Raw genomic sequence first — 15,140 nt, forward strand, 5'->3', positions numbered from 1 at the left:
ATGCGATGATCAGGGCACGTTGCGCCATTTTGGCGGTACTTCTTCCCGTGGCCTGCGCCCCGGCCGGATCGGGCGGCAGGCAGGACAACTCTGACCTTCAGGCCAGTTGCGAGGCGCTCGTCGCGGCACGGACGGGCACCCGACCGCAAGACCTGCAAGCCTTGTCCACCACGTCAGAGCCTACTGGCTCGACAACCAAGGTGGCGGTGACAGGCGCAGACGCCCCGTGGCTGTGCCGGGCGGATGCCAGCGGTGTCGTGATCGATGTGGAATACAGCCAGGAAGGATAAGCGCCGCCGTTCGCCGTGTCCCGTCCAGGGGGCCGGTCCCCAGCAGCTGGCGCGCGCTTCACCGCTCGTCTGGCGGCGCCAGTTCGGTTTCCAGGAACCGTTCGAATGCATCCAGGTTCACCGGCTCGAACTGTCCGAAACCCTGCATCCAGACCGACGCCGCCCGCATCGCATCGGGTTCCAGCTTGCACCATTTGACCCGGCCGCGCTTCTCCTGGGAAATCAGGCCGGCCTTGGTCAGAATGACAAGGTGCTTGGATATCGCCGCCAGCGACATGTCGAACGGTTCGGCGACGTCGGTGACGGCCATGTCATCCTCAAGCAGCATCGCAAGGATGCTGCGCCGCGTCGGGTCCGCAATGGCGGCAAAAACGGTGTCGAGATCGTTAGACATGGCCCCGCTGAACCACAGCGCCGCAGGTTGGTCAACCATTTGGTTGAATATGCGGATTCAGCCCAAATGGCGTATCCGGGCGGTCGTCAGGATGTGGGGCAGGTCACGATTTTCAAAATTATCGTTCAAAAACAATGTGATGGATTGCGGCAATCTGGGCTGTCTAGGCCGTTGACTCTGTGCGCGACGCGCCTTAGCACGCTACCCAAGACTGTGCGAGGGAAACGCCCGTGACCGATGATGACCAAAAGCAGCGTATGGCGCAGCTTGAGGCCAAGATCACGGCGGCGAAAAAGGCCAAAAAGCCCGAGACCCGCGCGGACGCTGACATATCCGGCGGCGAGCTTGCCTGGAGGATGGTCATCGAAATGGTATCCGGTCTGGGGATCGGATTTGGCATCGGATACGGGCTGGATAGCCTGCTCGGGACGATCCCGATCTTTCTGGTGCTGTTCACATTGCTGGGCCTTGTCGCGGGCGTGAAGGTAATGCTCCGCAGCGCGAAAGAGGTTCAAGAGAAACAAGCGGCCCATATGCAGGCCGAGAAGGACGAGAGGGACTGAACGTGGCAAGCGAGACCACCGCAGCACACGGCGCCGAAGGCGCAGACCACGCAGCAGAAGGCAGCAGCCTGGTGTTTCACCCGATGGACCAGTTCATCGTCAAGCCGCTGTTTGGCGACGGTGCGATTGCCTGGTACACGCCGACCAACGTGACGCTGTGGCTGTTCCTGGCCATCGTGGCCATCATCGGCCTTCTGGTTCTCAGCACCTCGAAGCGCGCCATCGTTCCGACCCGCATGCAGTCGATCGCGGAACTGGCCTATGGCTTTATCTACAAGATGCTGGAAGACATCTGCGGCAAGGAAGGCGTCAAGTTCTTTCCTTATGTCATGACCCTGTTCATGTTCATCGTGACCGCGAACTTCCTGGGCCTGATCCCGACATCGTTCACCACCACATCGCATTTCGCCGTGACCATCCCGCTGGCGCTGGCCGTCTTCCTGACCGTGACCATCCTGGGCTTTGTCAAGAACGGCGCCGGGTTCCTGGGCCTGTTCTGGGTGTCCAGCGCGCCGCTGGCGCTGCGCCCGATCCTGGCGATCATCGAGCTGATCTCGTACTTCGTGCGCCCGGTCAGCCACTCCATTCGTCTTGCCGGTAACGTCATGGCAGGCCACGCGGTTATCAAGGTTTTCGCAGGCTTTGCCGCGATTGCCGCGATCTCGCCCGTGTCGGTTCTGGCGATCACCGCAATGTATGGTCTTGAGGTCCTGGTGGCCTTTATCCAGGCCTACGTATTCACCATTCTGACCTGTGTATACCTGAAGGATGCGCTGCATCCGTCGCACTAAGGTCCGAACACCAAACATCGAAACTTCCAATTCGTAAGGAGAAACATCATGGAAGGCGATCTCGCACACATCGGCGCAGGCCTGGCAGCAATCGGTTCCGGCGCAGCCGCAATCGGGGTGGGCAACGTTGCAGGCAACTTCCTGGCCGGCGCCCTGCGCAACCCTTCGGCGGCTGCTTCGCAGACCGCAACCCTGTTCATCGGTATCGCATTCGCAGAAGCGCTGGGCATCTTTGCATTCCTGGTCTCGCTGCTGCTGATGTTCGCCGTCTAATCTGCGGAACCTGATCCTTACGCGCAGGTGGGCCCAAGCCATAGCGGCCCACCTGTTGTAAAGACAACGTTCCGACGGAGGACATCATGGCGACAGAACCCGTATACGAAGAGGTGGCTGGCACCTGCGTTGACTCTCATGGGTCGGCGATCGGGATGCCTCAGCTTTGCTTCGATTGGTTCCCCAACCAGATTTTCTGGCTGGTCATTACGCTGGTCGTCATCTTTCTGGTCCTGTCCCGCGTGGCTCTGCCCCGCATCGCGGCAATCCTGGCTGAACGTCAGGGGACCATTACAAATGACCTGGCTGCGGCCGAAGATCTGAAGGCCAAGGCGGTCGAGGCCGAAGAGGCCTATAACAAGGCGCTGGCCGATGCCCGGTCTGAGGCACAGCGTATCGCAGCGGAAGCCCGCGCCGAAATCCAGTCTGGTCTGGATGACGCGATTGCCAAGGCGGACGCGGAAATCGCTGCAAAGGCGGCTGAATCGGAAAAGGCAATTGCCGAAATCCGTGCCGGTGCGCTGGAAAGCATTCAAGTGGTTGCCAAGGATACGGCGGCTGAACTGGTAACCGCACTGGGCGGCGAGGCAGATGCCAAAGCCATCGACGGTGCAGTTGACGCGCAGACGAAAGGATAAGTGACATGCGGAACACTCTTGCCCTTATCCTGACGCTTGGCGCTGCCAGCCCCGCGCTGGCTGCAAGCGGCCCGTTCTTCTCGCTTGGCAATACCGACTTTGTGGTCCTGCTGGGCTTCATCGTCTTTATCGCGGTCCTGTTCTATTTCAAGGTCCCCGGCATGATCGGTGGCGCATTGGACAACCGCGCCGCTGGCATCAAGTCCGAACTGGACGAAGCCCGCGCCCTGCACGAAGAAGCGCGCAGCCTGCTGGCCTCGTACGAGCGTAAGCAGCGCGAAGTTCAGGGTCAGGCAGATGCCATCGTTGCAGCCGCCAAGGAAGACGCGGCACTGGCTGCGGAACAGGCCAAGGTCGATCTCGAAAAGTCCATCGCACGCCGTCTGGCGGCGGCACAGGATCAGATCGCCTCTGCCGAAGCATCCGCGGTCAAAGAAGTCCGCGACCAGGCGGTGTCGGTTGCCGTATCGGCGGCCAGCACGGTTCTGGCCAAACAGATGACTGCGGCGCAGGCCAACAAGCTGATCGATTCTGCGATTGCAGATGTTGGTGAAAAGCTGCACTGACGCCTGTCACATGACATGAGTTCAAGACCCGAGAGCCCCCGGTTCTCGGGTCTTTCTTTGTCTGCGCCAAAAGACAATCGCGGCAAGCATGGTAACCGCGATCTCAACCAAAAAAGTCCAGTGGTTCAGAAAGGACAGGATCCAGTGTGAATGCGTCGCCTGGATCGTCACCAGGGGATAAGCGGCATCGCTGAATGGCCAGGCCCAGGACACGCGGCCCACGATCGAATCCAGCGCCATGTGAACCAGGCCTCCGGCACCGAACCCGGCGATGACGCCGCCCGCCCGGTCGAACCTATTGCGAAGGATCAAGCCCAGGATCAGAAAGCCCAACCAAATGATTGGCCGATGGGTCAGGTATTCGTGATGATGATGACCGCGATCATCGACCAGGTAAAACCACAGCATGTCGATATCCGGTGCCACCGCACCGATCATGGCCGCCGCAAAGACAGCGGGGCTGAGTTTTGGTGTTGCGGTGCGAAAGAACAGATAAGCCCCGGGCAGGTGGCCGATAAACATCAGGTTTGCCCGGTTTCATGCGCAAGCCGCTGTTGCGCCACCTCTTCATTTCTGCTGGCGCGTTGTTGGTCGGCCATGCAGCGTTCGACAAAGCTGAGGTGATCCTCGACGGCCTGGCGAGCGGCCTTTGGGTCCCGATCCTGAAGCGCGGCGTTGATGGCGCGGTGCTGATCAAGAATGGCATCGCGGGTCGTGCGTTGCTGAAACATCATCTGGCGGTTGTAAAATACGCCCTGGCGCAGCAAATCGAACATGGATCGCATCATGTGCAGCATCACCACGTTATGGCTGGCCTCGATGATCGCCATATGGAACTGAGCGTCCAGATGCGCCTCTTCTTCGGCCGCGTTGTGGGCGTGCGCGGCTTCCATCTTGTCCAGGATTGCCTGAACCACTTTCAGGTCACTGTCCGACCCCAACCGGGCCGCGCGCTCGGCCGCCAGCCCCTCCATGTCGCGACGGAACGACAGATAGTCGAACACCGCCTCATCATGGCTGCCGAACAGGCGGATCAGGGCCGGGGAAAAGGCCGATCCCAGGACCTCGGCGACGAAAATCCCGGACCCTGCGCGCGCTGTCAGCAAACCCTGTTCCTGAAGCTCCGAGATCGCATCCCGCAGGGATGGGCGTGAAACGCCCATGCGTTCGGCCAGGTCGCGTTCGGGCGGCAGCCGTTCGCCGGGCCGAAGAATGCCGCGCAGGATCAGCAATTCGATCTGCCGGACAACGGCCAGAGACAGCTTTTCGGTCTGGACTTTCTGAAAGGGCATGGCGGCGTTGTCTTGAATTGGTCAAATCATATGACCACGTATCCCGCGCGGGTTCAAGATTGCCACTTCACAATGCCTGAAACATTAGGTCAGGATTATTGACTTTAATACCTGAGCGCATAGCGTGCCGCTCCGGTTGGAGGAGGCCGGAGAAATGGACAAATTGTTTGCGACGCGGGCGTCCCGGATGAAGGCATCCGAAATCCGTGAATTGCTGAAATTGCTCGACCAGCCCGACATCATTTCCTTTGGCGGCGGTATCCCCGACCCGGCACTGTTCCCGGCCGAGGCTTTTGCACAGGCCTTTCAGGTGGCACTTGGCCCAGAGCAGCAGGCGCAAGCGCTGCAATATTCCGCCAGCGAAGGCCATGGCCCGCTGCGCGCATGGATCGTGGACCGCATGCGGCAGATCGGCGTGGATTGCGAAATTGACAATGTGCTGATCACCTCGGGGTCGCAGCAGGCGCTGGATTACCTCGGCAAACTTTTCCTGTCGCCGGGGGATACCGCATTGGTGGGCTGGCCCACCTATTTGGGCGCGCTGGCGGCATTCAACGCCTATGAGCCGCGCTTTGACCGGTTGTCGATCAATGGCAACCGAAGTGCCGCGGAATACCGGGACGAGGCCGGCGAAGGCGCGGTCAAGTTCGCCTATCTTTCGGCTGATTTTGCCAATCCGACCGGGGAAACTGTGGATCGCCGCGGGCGCGAGGGCTTGCTTGACCTGGCAGAAGATCTTGACTGCGCCGTGATCGAAGACGGCGCCTATCAGGATCTGCGTTTCGCCGGAGAGGCAATTCCGCCGATCCTGGCGCTGGAACTGGCCCGCAAGGGCACGATCGAGGCGTGCCGAACGGTTTATTGCGGAAGCTTCTCGAAAACCCTCTCGCCGGGGTTGAGGGTCGGCTGGGTTGTGGCGGCCAAGCCGGTGATTTCCCAGCTTGTGTTGATGAAACAGGCCGCCGACCTGCATTCGGCAACGTTGAACCAGATGGCTGTTCACCAGGTTGCGCAGGCCTGTTTCGACGACCATGTCCAGATGTTGCGGGGCGTCTATGGCAAACGCCGCGATGCGATGCTGGATGCGCTGGCGCAATACATGCCCAAAGATGTGCAATGGACCAGGCCCGAGGGCGGGATGTTCGTCTGGGTCACCTTGCCTCCTGAAATGAACGGGGCCGATCTTTTGGCGCGGGCGCTTGAAACGGTCAAGGTGGCGTTCGTGCCGGGGCAGGCGTTCTTTCCGGACGGAAGCCGTGCCAATACGATCCGGTTGAGTTTCTCGAATTCGGACGAGGCCACGATTGACGAAGGCATTCGCCGCCTCGGAGAGGTCCTGAAGTCCTCACATGAGGAAAGTTTCCGTTAACCATTTTGCCGCAAAGCTGCGGAATGATACGGTGGTTTGCCCTTTTGGTTTTGGCGGCCTGTTCCGCGGGGACTTCGCATTTTCGCGACGTCCCGGCGACGCGCGTGGCCGTCAATGGCAGCGTTTTCGACGTGCGCCTGCGCGGTGATCTGGCCGAGGCTGTGCGTGTGAACGCGCAATACGCCCCGCGGCTGGGGCCTGTTCGCGACCGGGCTGCCTTGGCCATGGCCCAGGTTTCCGGCTGTCCCATCCTGGATGTGCTGGGTGATGCGGCGGTGACGATCGGCGTTTTGGGTTGTGATCGGGCTGCGGGTAATCGTTTGCTGATGACTGCGGTTTCGACACCGAACTATGAATGCATTGACTTTGGCGTTTATGACCATTCCGGCAGCGAGCATGGCTATCAGGTATTCGAATGCACCCCGTATTGAAATGCGCGTAATCTTGCGGATTTTGGCAAGATGTTGTGGATAAGTGCGCCTGAAATCCCATATCCTGCGCAACTCCGTTGACTCGACTGGTGTCCGTTGCGCAGACTTCTTACCCATAGGAATCACAACAAGAGCAGCCATTGCGTTTCAGTAAACTCAAACTGACCGGCTTCAAAAGCTTCGTTGACCCGACCGATCTGATCATCGCGGACGGGTTGACAGGTGTGGTTGGTCCCAATGGCTGTGGCAAATCCAACTTGCTGGAAGCTCTGCGCTGGGTGATGGGCGAAAACCGCCCCAAATCCATGCGCGGCGGCGCGATGGAGGATGTGATCTTTGCCGGGGCCGCCACACGGCCCGCAAGGAACTTCGCCGAGGTGGTCCTGACCATGGACAACTCGGAACGCCTGGCGCCTTCGGGTTTCAATGACAGCGACCAGCTTGAGATCGTGCGCCGCATCACCCGCGACGTCGGCAGCGCCTATAAGACCAACGGCAAGGATGTGCGCGCGCGCGATGTGCAGATGCTGTTTGCCGATGCCTCGACCGGGGCGCATTCGCCGGCGCTGGTGGGGCAGAACCGCATTGCCGAGCTGATCAACGCCAAACCCCGCGCCCGCCGCCGCATTCTGGAAGAGGCGGCCGGGATCTCGGGCCTTTATCAACGCCGTCACGAGGCCGAGCTAAAGCTGAAGGGGACCGAGGCCAACCTGACCCGCGTCGATGACGTGCTGGAACAATTGGGTGGCCAACTGGCGCAACTGGCCCGTCAGGCCCGCCAGGCGGCGCGCTACCGCGAGATTGGCGAACAGCTGCGACAGGCCGAGGGGATGTTGCTGTATCGTCGCTGGAAAGAGGCCGATATGGCCCGTCAGGCGGCAGAAGAAAAGCTGCGCGAGCGGATTACTGAGGCTTCGCGCGCCGAGGCCGAGGCGCGTGCCGCTGCCGCAAAACGGACCGAGATCGAAGAAACCCTGCCGCCTCTGCGCGAGGAAGAGGCCATTGCCGCCGCCGTTCTGCAACGTCAGCAGGTGCAGCGCGATCAGCTGTCCGATCAGGAAACCCGCGCACGCCAGACGATCGAGACCCTGACCAATCGTATCCAGCAATTGGGCAACGATATCGAGCGCGAATCCGGTCTGAACCGCGATGCCGGCGAAATGATCGAGCGGCTGGAATGGGAAGCGCGCGAATTGGCAAAAGCTGCCGAGGGCTACGACGACAAGGTTGCCGAGGCCGCCGAGATTGCGCGCGAGGCCGCCTCGGTTCTGCAGGACCGCGAAGATCACCTGTCGCAGGAAACCGAAGACATGGCCCGTCTGGTCGCCCGTCACCAATCGGCGCAGCGTCTGGTCGAAGACAGCCGCAAGACGCTGGCCCGATCTGAAGGCGAAGAGGAAAAGGCCCGCGCGGCTGTGGATGAGGCCAAGACCGCTCTGGCCCGCGCCGCCGAGGCGTTTGAGACCGCGCAGGAAGGCGAAGAAGAAGCCCGCGACGCCGCCGAGGCCGCCGAAGAGGCGCTGGCCGCTGCTGACGAGCTGCGCAACGAGACGCAGGCGCGCGAGGCCGAGGCCCGCGCGCAACGCTCCGAGGCCGAGGGAGAGCTGGGGGCGATCCGTGCCGAGACCTCGGCCTTGGCCAAACTGGTCGAGCGTGACACGGCCGAAGGTGGTCAGGTGCTGGACCTGCTGCGCGTCGCGCCGGGTTATGAAAAGGCATTGGGTGCCGCGCTGGCCGACGATCTGCGCGCGCCGCTGGTCGAGGGCGATGGCCCGTCTGGCTGGGTGCAGGTGGCGGGATATGACGCCGATCAGGCGCTGCCCGAAGGGGCCGAGCCGCTGGCGCTGCATGTGTCAGGGCCCGACCGCCTCAGCCGCCGTATCGCGCAGATTGGTCTGGTTGATGCGGATCAGGGCGCACGCTTGCAGGCGGCTTTGAAACCGGGGCAGCGGCTGGTGTCACGTTCGGGGGATCTGTGGCGTTGGGACGGGTTCCGCGCCTGGGCCGAAGACGCGCCAAGTGCCGCCGCCTTGCGGCTGGAGCAGTTGAACAAGTTAGAGGCGCTGAAACAGCAATTGGCGCAGGTTGAGGCGCAAGCCGACGGTGCGCGCGCCGCCCACGAAACCCTGTCGCGGCAGCTGGCCGACGTGACCGAGGCCGACCGCCGTGCGCGTGAGGCCCGCCGTGCCGCAGATCAACGCATGGCCGAAACCGCCCGCGCGCTCAGCCGGGCCGAGGCGGACCGCAATCTGGCGCAGGGCAAGCTGGAAACTCTGGCCTTGGCCGTGGATCGCCACAAGGAAGACGCCATGGCCGCCCGCGCGCAACTGCGCGAAGCCGAAGGCGCGCTGACCGGGCTGGGCGACCTCGACAGCGCCCGCGCGCAGGTCGAGGACATCAAACAGACGGTCGAAGCTGCGCGGATCACCATGCTGACCCATCGTTCGACCCATGATGAATTGCGCCGCGAGGGCGAGGCCCGCACCCGGCGCAGCCAAGAAGTGACGAAAGACCTCAGCGGGTGGAAACACCGATTGGAAACGGCTGAGAAACGCATCTCGGAACTGGCCGAACGCAAGGAAGGCTCGGAAGAGGAGCTTTCGGACGCCATGGCCGCCCCCGGTGAAATTGCCGAGGCGCGCGAGGAGCTGAACGAACTGATCGAAGCCGCCGAAGCCCGCCGGGCCGAGGCCGCCGACAAGCTGGCCGAAGCCGAAACCCAGCAGCGCGAAGTGGTGCTGGCCGAACGCGAAGCGGAACGTTTGGCGTCCGAGGCACGCGAGGGGCGCGCGGCGGCCGAGGCGCGCTGTGACGCGGCCAAGGAAAGCGTGGTCGCGGCGGCCGAACGGATTGCCGAAGACCAGCAGTTGACCCCGAACCAGTTGCTGAACCAGTTGGACGCGAACCCCGACGACATGCCCGCCGCGGATGCGCTGGAAGCCGAAGTGAACCGCCACAAGCGCCAGCGCGATGCGATGGGCGCGGTGAACCTGCGCGCCGAAGAAGACAGCAAAGAGGTTCAGGAAGAATTCGACACGCTGAACAGCGAAAAAGCCGATCTGGAAGATGCGATCAAGGCCCTGCGCAGCGGCATTGCCAGCCTCAACCGCGAAGGGCGCGAGCGTCTGCTGACCGCGTTTGAACAGGTGAACTCGAACTTTGCCATGTTGTTCAAGCACCTGTTTGGCGGGGGTGAGGCCAATCTTGTCATGGTCGAAAGCGACGATCCGCTGGATGCGGGGCTTGAGATCATGTGCCAACCGCCGGGCAAGAAACTTTCCACCCTCAGCCTGTTGTCGGGCGGCGAACAGACCCTGACGGCAACCGCGCTGATCTTTGGCGTCTTCCTCGCCAATCCGGCCCCGATCTGTGTGTTGGACGAGGTTGACGCCCCGCTCGATGACGCAAACGTCACCCGGTTCTGCGACCTGCTGGACGAGATGTGCCGCCAGACCGACACACGGTTCCTGATCATCACCCACCACGCGGTGACGATGGCGCGGATGGATCGTCTGTTCGGCGTGACCATGCAGGAACAGGGCGTCAGCCAGTTGGTCTCGGTCGACTTGAAAAAGGCCGAACAGATGGTCGCCTGAGGGTTCACCGCAACGTGACGCGCCTTTTGCGCCGCACCGCGCTAGGGTGGCGGCATGACGCGATTTCTGATCCTTGCCTTTTTGGCCGCTACACCCCTGGCAGCCGCCGAGTGGGCCACCAAACCCGGCGACGTGCCTCTGTCACCAGAGGAGCTTGACGCATTGGCGGGCCAGACGTTGAACTTTTATGATGATGGCCAGTCCAGGTTTTCGGCAGGCGGGGCCTATTCCTATACCTATGCCAGCGGAGAATCCGCCTTTGGCATCTATTCCATTGCCGAGGATGGCAGCGTTTGCATCGCCTATCGCAACGGATTCAGCCGGTGTGATCTGTATGTCCAAAACGGTGAGCGGTTGATCCTGATCGATGAGAAAGGGGATCGCTACCCGGTCAGGCCGTAAACGTGTTTGGTTTGTCGCTGTTCCGATCCGGGCAATGGCGGCAACAGGTTATCGCTTCTGTTTTGCAGGGAAATTTGCCAGACTGACGTTGGCAACCTGTTAGACCGTGACCCGCAAAGGAATTGCTCCGTGACCGAAGACGCCGACGATCGCCTAGCCCGTGGAAGACAACTCGGGTCGCATGGGCGTCAGCAGGATGAAGGCGTTCTTGTCATTCGGACCATTGCGATGCCCGCCGATACCAACCCGGCAGGTGACATCTTTGGCGGTTGGCTTATGTCCCAGATGGATCTGGCGGCCGGCAATATGGCCGGGCGTGTGGCGCAGGGACGTGCGGCCACCGTTTCGGTCGAGGCCATGCAGTTCCTGCAACCCGTCAAGGTCGGCGACGAGGTCACGCTTTATGCGACCCTTGTCCATGTCGGACGCACCTCTATTCGCGTCCATGTCGATGTCTGGGCCCGCCCCAGGCAATCGCACAATGGGAAAAAAGTGACTGAAGCCGAGTTCGTATTCGTTGCATTGGACGACAACGGAGCCCCCCGTTCGGTATTCGAGCCCTGAGGATCGCATAGTGACCACCCAGGCTGACAGGATCAGGCCATTTACTTAGCAGGCACTTCAATCGCGAGCCGACTGGAATGTCGCGGCACGTCAAGCGGATGGGTATCGATGGAATTGGGGCGCGCTTTGTCACCCGATCATTTCGGACTGCCCAGTGGGATCACCCATTTGCCGTGACTGACGCGCGGTCCCGGCAATTTCATAACCATTTCCTAGCAGCCACACCGGATGCAAGGTTCGCAATCACATGGTCCAGGTCCGAATGACCGGCGGCGACATGCCCGACCCCGGAGATATCAAACCCTGCTCTGACCGTTGAAATTTTCGAAACCGCCGGTGGTTTCCGTCAACTCGGCTTCGTAATGGGCGATCAGGTGCATGACCAAAGGCTCGATCTGCTTGTTCCAGACGGGGCCGCCATAGAAAGCGTCCTTGATCTGTTCGCGGGCCTCCAACGAGGGGAACGCCCGCATCCAGTGGACTTTGTCCGGGTCCTCAACATCGCGCAAAGGGCCAAATACCAGCATCCCTGCGTCGCGCAGGGCTTGCCGGTTCTCTTGTTCAAAGGCTGATATGAAGGCCTCGCGCTGGCCGGGTTTCAGGGTGTAGTGGCGGATTTCGATAATCATGGTCTGTGCGTGGCGCCTCGGCAAGTGGACGGCATTGCAATAGCATACCGCCCGTCCCCGAGCATGTGCCAAGAAAATCGAAAGTGGCGCGGTATGGTCAACACGCCGAGACCCGCCCTAGAGCCGGTTCAACAATTCGGCCGTCGGCCACGCATCCGCGGGCAGGCCCAGCCGCGCCTGTTCGGCCTGCACAGCCGCCCGCGTACCGGCCCCCAGGATGCCGTCGATCTTGCCCACGTCATGCCCGCGCGCCTGTAGCTTGGTCTGCAACTGTTTCATCTGCGCGCCCGACAGCCCCGGCGTCGGGTTGCCCGCGTCATAGATTTGTGCGCCCTCCAGCCGTGTGGCGAAATAGGCGGCGGTCAGGACATAGACAAAGCTCTGATTCCATTCGAAATAGACGTCGAAATTCGGGTAGGCCAGAAAAGCCGGCCCCTGGTGCCCCTGCGGCAGGATCAATGAGGCGGGCAGGTTGGCCAACGACCCGCTGCGCGCCTGCACGCCCATCGCCTGCCACTCGGATATGGGGCGCGGCTTGCCGGGGCCGGACAGCGACCAGTCCATCTGCGCGGGCACGGTAACCTCTTGCAGCCATGGCTGGCCCGGTTGCCAGCCCAGATGCGACAGCATCTTGCCCCCTGACATCAGCGCATCCGGGGCCGAGGTTTTCAGCGACACGGTGCCATCGCCATCGGCGTCCACCCCGTTGACCAGAATATCGCGTGGCAGCATCTGCACCATGCCGATCTCGCCCGCCCAGGCGCCGGTCGTGCGCTGGGGGTCGAAATTGCCCCGCCCGTACAGTTCGATCGCGGCGAAGATCTGTGGCCGGAACAGATCGGGGCGGCGGCAATCATGGGCCAGTGTCACCAGGGCGTTGCGGGTGTTGAAATTGCCCTGAACCGCGCCATAGTCGGTCTCAAACGCCCAAAAGGCCAATAGCACACCGCGCGAAACGCCGTATTCCGCCTCGATCCGGTCAAACACCGCATCGTATTTGCCAGCCATGGCCCGACCTCGGTCGATCCGGTTCTGCGAGATCAGGTGGCGCGAAAAGTCGATGAACGGTTTCTGAAACACGCCCTGCGCCCGGTCGGCCTTGAGCACTGCCCCGTCCTGTTGCACGCCCTTGAAGAACGCGTTCACGGTGGATTTGTCGAACCCTTGCTGGACCGCCTCGGCCTTCAGCCCCTTCACGAATGAATTGAACCCGCCACCGCATTGGGCAAAAGCGGGTGCGGTCATCAGGGTGGCGGCAACAAGGCCAGAGAGTAAACGCATGCGATAGGTCCGTCAGAAAATTAACTCGATCCCAACCCACACCGACACGAGGCCAAGCGCAAGCCCCCAAACCCGCCAGAGCATGTCACATGCGCGAAAAACCTCTGACGCGCCGATCTCGCGCGGGGCATCGCCGTTGACCCAGGCCAGGTCCCGCATCTGCCCGTCATAGCTGCGCGGTCCGGCCAGCGCCACGTTCAGCGCGCGCGCCATCGCAGCCTCGGGCCAGCCCGCGTTGGGCGAGACATGGTGGCGGGCATCGCGCACCATCTCGCCCCAGCGCGCCCACTGGCCAGACAAGACGACGATCAGGACAAAACTCAGCCGGGCCGGGATCAGGTTCAACACGTCATCCAGCCGCGCCGCCGCCCAGCCAAAGGCGCGGTATTTCTCGTTTCGGTAACCGATCATGCTGTCGGCGGTGTTGATCGCCTTATAGACCAGTACTCCCGGAAGGCCCGCGACCAGAAACCAAAAGGCGGGGGCGATCACCCCGTCGCTCAGGTTCTCTGCGGCGCTTTCGATGGCGGATCGGGCCACTTGCGCCTCGGTCATGTCCCGCGTGTCGCGCGACACGATCATGGCGACCTGCGCGCGCCCGTCGGGCAAAGACTGTTGCAGCCCGTCGCCCACGGCGCGCACGTGATCGACCAGAGACTTCTGTGCCAACAGGATCGCACAGACCACGATTTCCGCCACAGGCCCCAGCAGCGCCAGCCCCTGTCCCAGCGCGCAGGCCCCCGGCACCAGAAGCAGGACCACCACCGCCCCCTTGAGCCGTCGATGCGCGCCCCGGTTTAGGCGTGTGTCCAGCCAGCCGATCACCGTGCCGATCATCACTGCCGGGTGCCGAATGCGAGACCATAGCCAGCCCGGCTCGCCCAGTGCGGCGTCCAGACATAGCGCGCAAATCAGAAGAAAGGCGGTGCTCACAGCGCCGCCTCAAGCCGCGCCCAGCCATCCGCCGGCGGCAGGCCAAGGCGCAGAAAGGTCTTGGAATAGGGGAAGATGCGGCTCCAGATATGCGCGCGGGCCAGCCGGTCCTGCCAGGCCGGGGCGTCGTCGACGTCATACAGACGGAACAGGCTGGTGCCCCCGACCAGACGGGCGCCACTGGCCAATACAAGCTGATCCAGCCGCGCGGCATCCTCGGCCAGTCGCGCACGGGTTTTGCTGGCCCAATCAGTGTCGCGCAAGGCCTGTTCCCCAATCCGAAGGGCGGGGCCGGACACCGCCCATGGCCCGGTCAGGTCATTCAATCGCGCGATCAGGTCGGCCTGCCCGATGGCAAATCCCAGCCTCAGACCGGCCAGCCCCCAGAATTTGCCAAAGCTCTTCAGCACCACTACGCCGGGGCGTTCTGCCAGATGTATCAGTGATTGGCCGGGGGCAATGTCGCAGAAACTTTCGTCGATCACGGTCAGGGGGGCATTGGCGTCCGCCTCTTGCCAAATGCGCCCATCGGGGTTGTTGGGATGCACGATCACCCGCGCCTCGGCGGGGCCGGTGTCTTGTACCGCCCAGCCCTGCGCAGCAAAGGCGGCGGCATGTTCGTTATAGGTCGGCATCGTGATCTGCACCCGACCCGTCTTGGCCAGCGCCGGTATGCGGGCAATGATGGCCGATGCCCCCGGCGCCGGCAGGATTTCGGCCCGGTCAGGCACGTTCCAAAAGCTGCGCGCCGCGTCGGCCAGGTGTTCGAATGCCCCATGATCGGGAAGCGCGGTCCAGTCTGCGGGTTGAAGGCCCGACACGGGGTAGGGGTGCGGGTTGATCCCGGTAGACAGGTCGATCCATTCGGCGCGCGCGCCGCCAAACTGCGCCATCGCTGAATCCAGCCCGCCGCCGTGGTCACGCCGTTTCCGAGGGTTCAGGTCGCTTTTTCCCTGGGTCATCCTGCCGTATCGCCCGTTTTGCCGCGTTTGGCATGGTTCAAGCGGATTCTCGCCAGTTTCACAAGCAAATCCGCGTGATCGGGGCCCGTGGGCGCTGACGTTAACACTTTGTTAAGAAAATCACGGGATCACGGATCATAGGGGTCGGCACCACTCACTCTATCAA

At 62.2% G+C, this 15,140-nt stretch carries 18 protein-coding genes; 11 read left to right on the forward strand and 7 right to left on the reverse strand.

What is annotated here, in order from left to right:
• The first annotated feature begins 5 nt into the window (after nucleotides 1-5).
• Entirely contained in the window at nucleotides 6-290 is a 285-nt protein-coding gene (locus tag ACXAG8_RS14440; RefSeq protein WP_475227165.1) for a hypothetical protein, read from the forward strand.
• A 58-nt stretch (nucleotides 291-348) separates the two neighbouring features.
• Here the strand turns inward: ACXAG8_RS14440 and ACXAG8_RS14445 are convergent, their stop codons facing one another.
• The gene (locus ACXAG8_RS14445) at nucleotides 349-684 is read right to left on the reverse strand and encodes an ArsR/SmtB family transcription factor (RefSeq protein ID WP_475227168.1); all 336 of its coding nucleotides are present in this window, start codon (nucleotides 682-684) and stop codon (nucleotides 349-351) included.
• Nucleotides 685-914: 230 nt separating this feature from the next.
• On the opposite strand from ACXAG8_RS14445, the gene ACXAG8_RS14450 reads away from it, so the two are divergent.
• The 5 genes from ACXAG8_RS14450 to ACXAG8_RS14470 all read left to right on the forward strand — a co-directional run bounded on the left by ACXAG8_RS14450 (nucleotide 915) and on the right by ACXAG8_RS14470 (nucleotide 3,515).
• On the forward strand, nucleotides 915-1,247 hold the full coding sequence (locus tag ACXAG8_RS14450) for an AtpZ/AtpI family protein (protein ID WP_475227172.1): 333 nt from the start codon (nucleotides 915-917) through the stop codon (nucleotides 1,245-1,247).
• A gap of 2 nt (nucleotides 1,248-1,249) precedes the next feature.
• A complete protein-coding gene (locus tag ACXAG8_RS14455; protein WP_475227178.1) occupies nucleotides 1,250-2,038 on the forward strand; it encodes a F0F1 ATP synthase subunit A in 789 nt (262 codons plus the stop codon).
• Nucleotides 2,039-2,086: 48 nt separating this feature from the next.
• The gene (locus ACXAG8_RS14460) at nucleotides 2,087-2,311 is read left to right on the forward strand and encodes a F0F1 ATP synthase subunit C (protein WP_005981269.1); all 225 of its coding nucleotides are present in this window, start codon (nucleotides 2,087-2,089) and stop codon (nucleotides 2,309-2,311) included.
• An 86-nt stretch (nucleotides 2,312-2,397) separates the two neighbouring features.
• Complete coding sequence (locus tag ACXAG8_RS14465; protein WP_475227181.1) at nucleotides 2,398-2,949, forward strand: F0F1 ATP synthase subunit B'; 552 nt, start codon at nucleotides 2,398-2,400, stop codon at nucleotides 2,947-2,949.
• Nucleotides 2,950-2,954: 5 nt separating this feature from the next.
• Complete coding sequence (locus ACXAG8_RS14470; protein WP_475227184.1) at nucleotides 2,955-3,515, forward strand: F0F1 ATP synthase subunit B; 561 nt, start codon at nucleotides 2,955-2,957, stop codon at nucleotides 3,513-3,515.
• A gap of 21 nt (nucleotides 3,516-3,536) precedes the next feature.
• On the opposite strand, the gene ACXAG8_RS14475 is transcribed toward ACXAG8_RS14470, so the two are convergent.
• Both ACXAG8_RS14475 and ACXAG8_RS14480 read right to left on the reverse strand, forming a co-directional pair.
• Complete coding sequence (locus tag ACXAG8_RS14475) at nucleotides 3,537-4,037, reverse strand: metal-dependent hydrolase (RefSeq protein WP_475227187.1); 501 nt, start codon at nucleotides 4,035-4,037, stop codon at nucleotides 3,537-3,539.
• Nucleotides 4,037-4,807 carry a FadR/GntR family transcriptional regulator gene (locus tag ACXAG8_RS14480; RefSeq protein WP_475227192.1) on the reverse strand — a complete coding sequence of 257 codons (771 nt, stop codon included), beginning with the start codon at nucleotides 4,805-4,807 and terminating at the stop codon, nucleotides 4,037-4,039. Before ACXAG8_RS14480 ends, ACXAG8_RS14475 begins: the two co-directional genes overlap by 1 nt.
• A gap of 154 nt (nucleotides 4,808-4,961) precedes the next feature.
• Between ACXAG8_RS14480 and ACXAG8_RS14485 the strand changes: the two genes are divergently transcribed.
• From ACXAG8_RS14485 to ACXAG8_RS14505, 5 genes are all read left to right on the forward strand, one after another.
• Entirely contained in the window at nucleotides 4,962-6,176 is a 1,215-nt protein-coding gene (locus ACXAG8_RS14485) for an aminotransferase-like domain-containing protein (RefSeq protein ID WP_475227197.1), read from the forward strand.
• Nucleotides 6,177-6,199: 23 nt separating this feature from the next.
• Nucleotides 6,200-6,607, forward strand: a complete 408-nt coding sequence (locus ACXAG8_RS14490; protein ID WP_475227203.1) for a hypothetical protein — start codon at nucleotides 6,200-6,202, stop codon at nucleotides 6,605-6,607.
• Between the two features lie 140 nt (nucleotides 6,608-6,747).
• Nucleotides 6,748-10,203, forward strand: coding sequence for a chromosome segregation SMC family protein (locus ACXAG8_RS14495; protein WP_475227210.1), 3,456 nt, complete (start codon nucleotides 6,748-6,750; stop codon nucleotides 10,201-10,203).
• A gap of 54 nt (nucleotides 10,204-10,257) precedes the next feature.
• Nucleotides 10,258-10,605, forward strand: coding sequence for a hypothetical protein (locus ACXAG8_RS14500; protein ID WP_475227219.1), 348 nt, complete (start codon nucleotides 10,258-10,260; stop codon nucleotides 10,603-10,605).
• 228 nt (nucleotides 10,606-10,833) lie between these two features.
• Nucleotides 10,834-11,169: an acyl-CoA thioesterase gene (locus ACXAG8_RS14505; RefSeq protein WP_475227459.1), complete on the forward strand. Its 336-nt coding sequence runs from the start codon at nucleotides 10,834-10,836 to the stop codon at nucleotides 11,167-11,169.
• A gap of 296 nt (nucleotides 11,170-11,465) precedes the next feature.
• Here ACXAG8_RS14505 and ACXAG8_RS14510 read toward each other — a convergent pair whose 3' ends face one another.
• The 4 genes from ACXAG8_RS14510 to cobD all read right to left on the reverse strand — a co-directional run bounded on the left by ACXAG8_RS14510 (nucleotide 11,466) and on the right by cobD (nucleotide 14,974).
• Nucleotides 11,466-11,798 carry a putative quinol monooxygenase gene (locus ACXAG8_RS14510; protein ID WP_475227224.1) on the reverse strand — a complete coding sequence of 111 codons (333 nt, stop codon included), beginning with the start codon at nucleotides 11,796-11,798 and terminating at the stop codon, nucleotides 11,466-11,468.
• Nucleotides 11,799-11,915: 117 nt separating this feature from the next.
• Nucleotides 11,916-13,079 carry a lytic murein transglycosylase gene (locus tag ACXAG8_RS14515; RefSeq protein ID WP_475227232.1) on the reverse strand — a complete coding sequence of 388 codons (1,164 nt, stop codon included), beginning with the start codon at nucleotides 13,077-13,079 and terminating at the stop codon, nucleotides 11,916-11,918.
• Between the two features lie 12 nt (nucleotides 13,080-13,091).
• Entirely contained in the window at nucleotides 13,092-14,012 is a 921-nt protein-coding gene (gene cbiB / locus ACXAG8_RS14520) for an adenosylcobinamide-phosphate synthase CbiB (RefSeq protein WP_475227236.1), read from the reverse strand.
• Complete coding sequence (cobD, locus tag ACXAG8_RS14525; protein WP_475227240.1) at nucleotides 14,009-14,974, reverse strand: threonine-phosphate decarboxylase CobD; 966 nt, start codon at nucleotides 14,972-14,974, stop codon at nucleotides 14,009-14,011. Before cobD ends, cbiB begins: the two co-directional genes overlap by 4 nt.
• Between the last annotated feature and the right edge of the window lie 166 nt (nucleotides 14,975-15,140).

It is taken from the genome of Ruegeria sp. ABD4_443, from assembly GCF_056160865.1.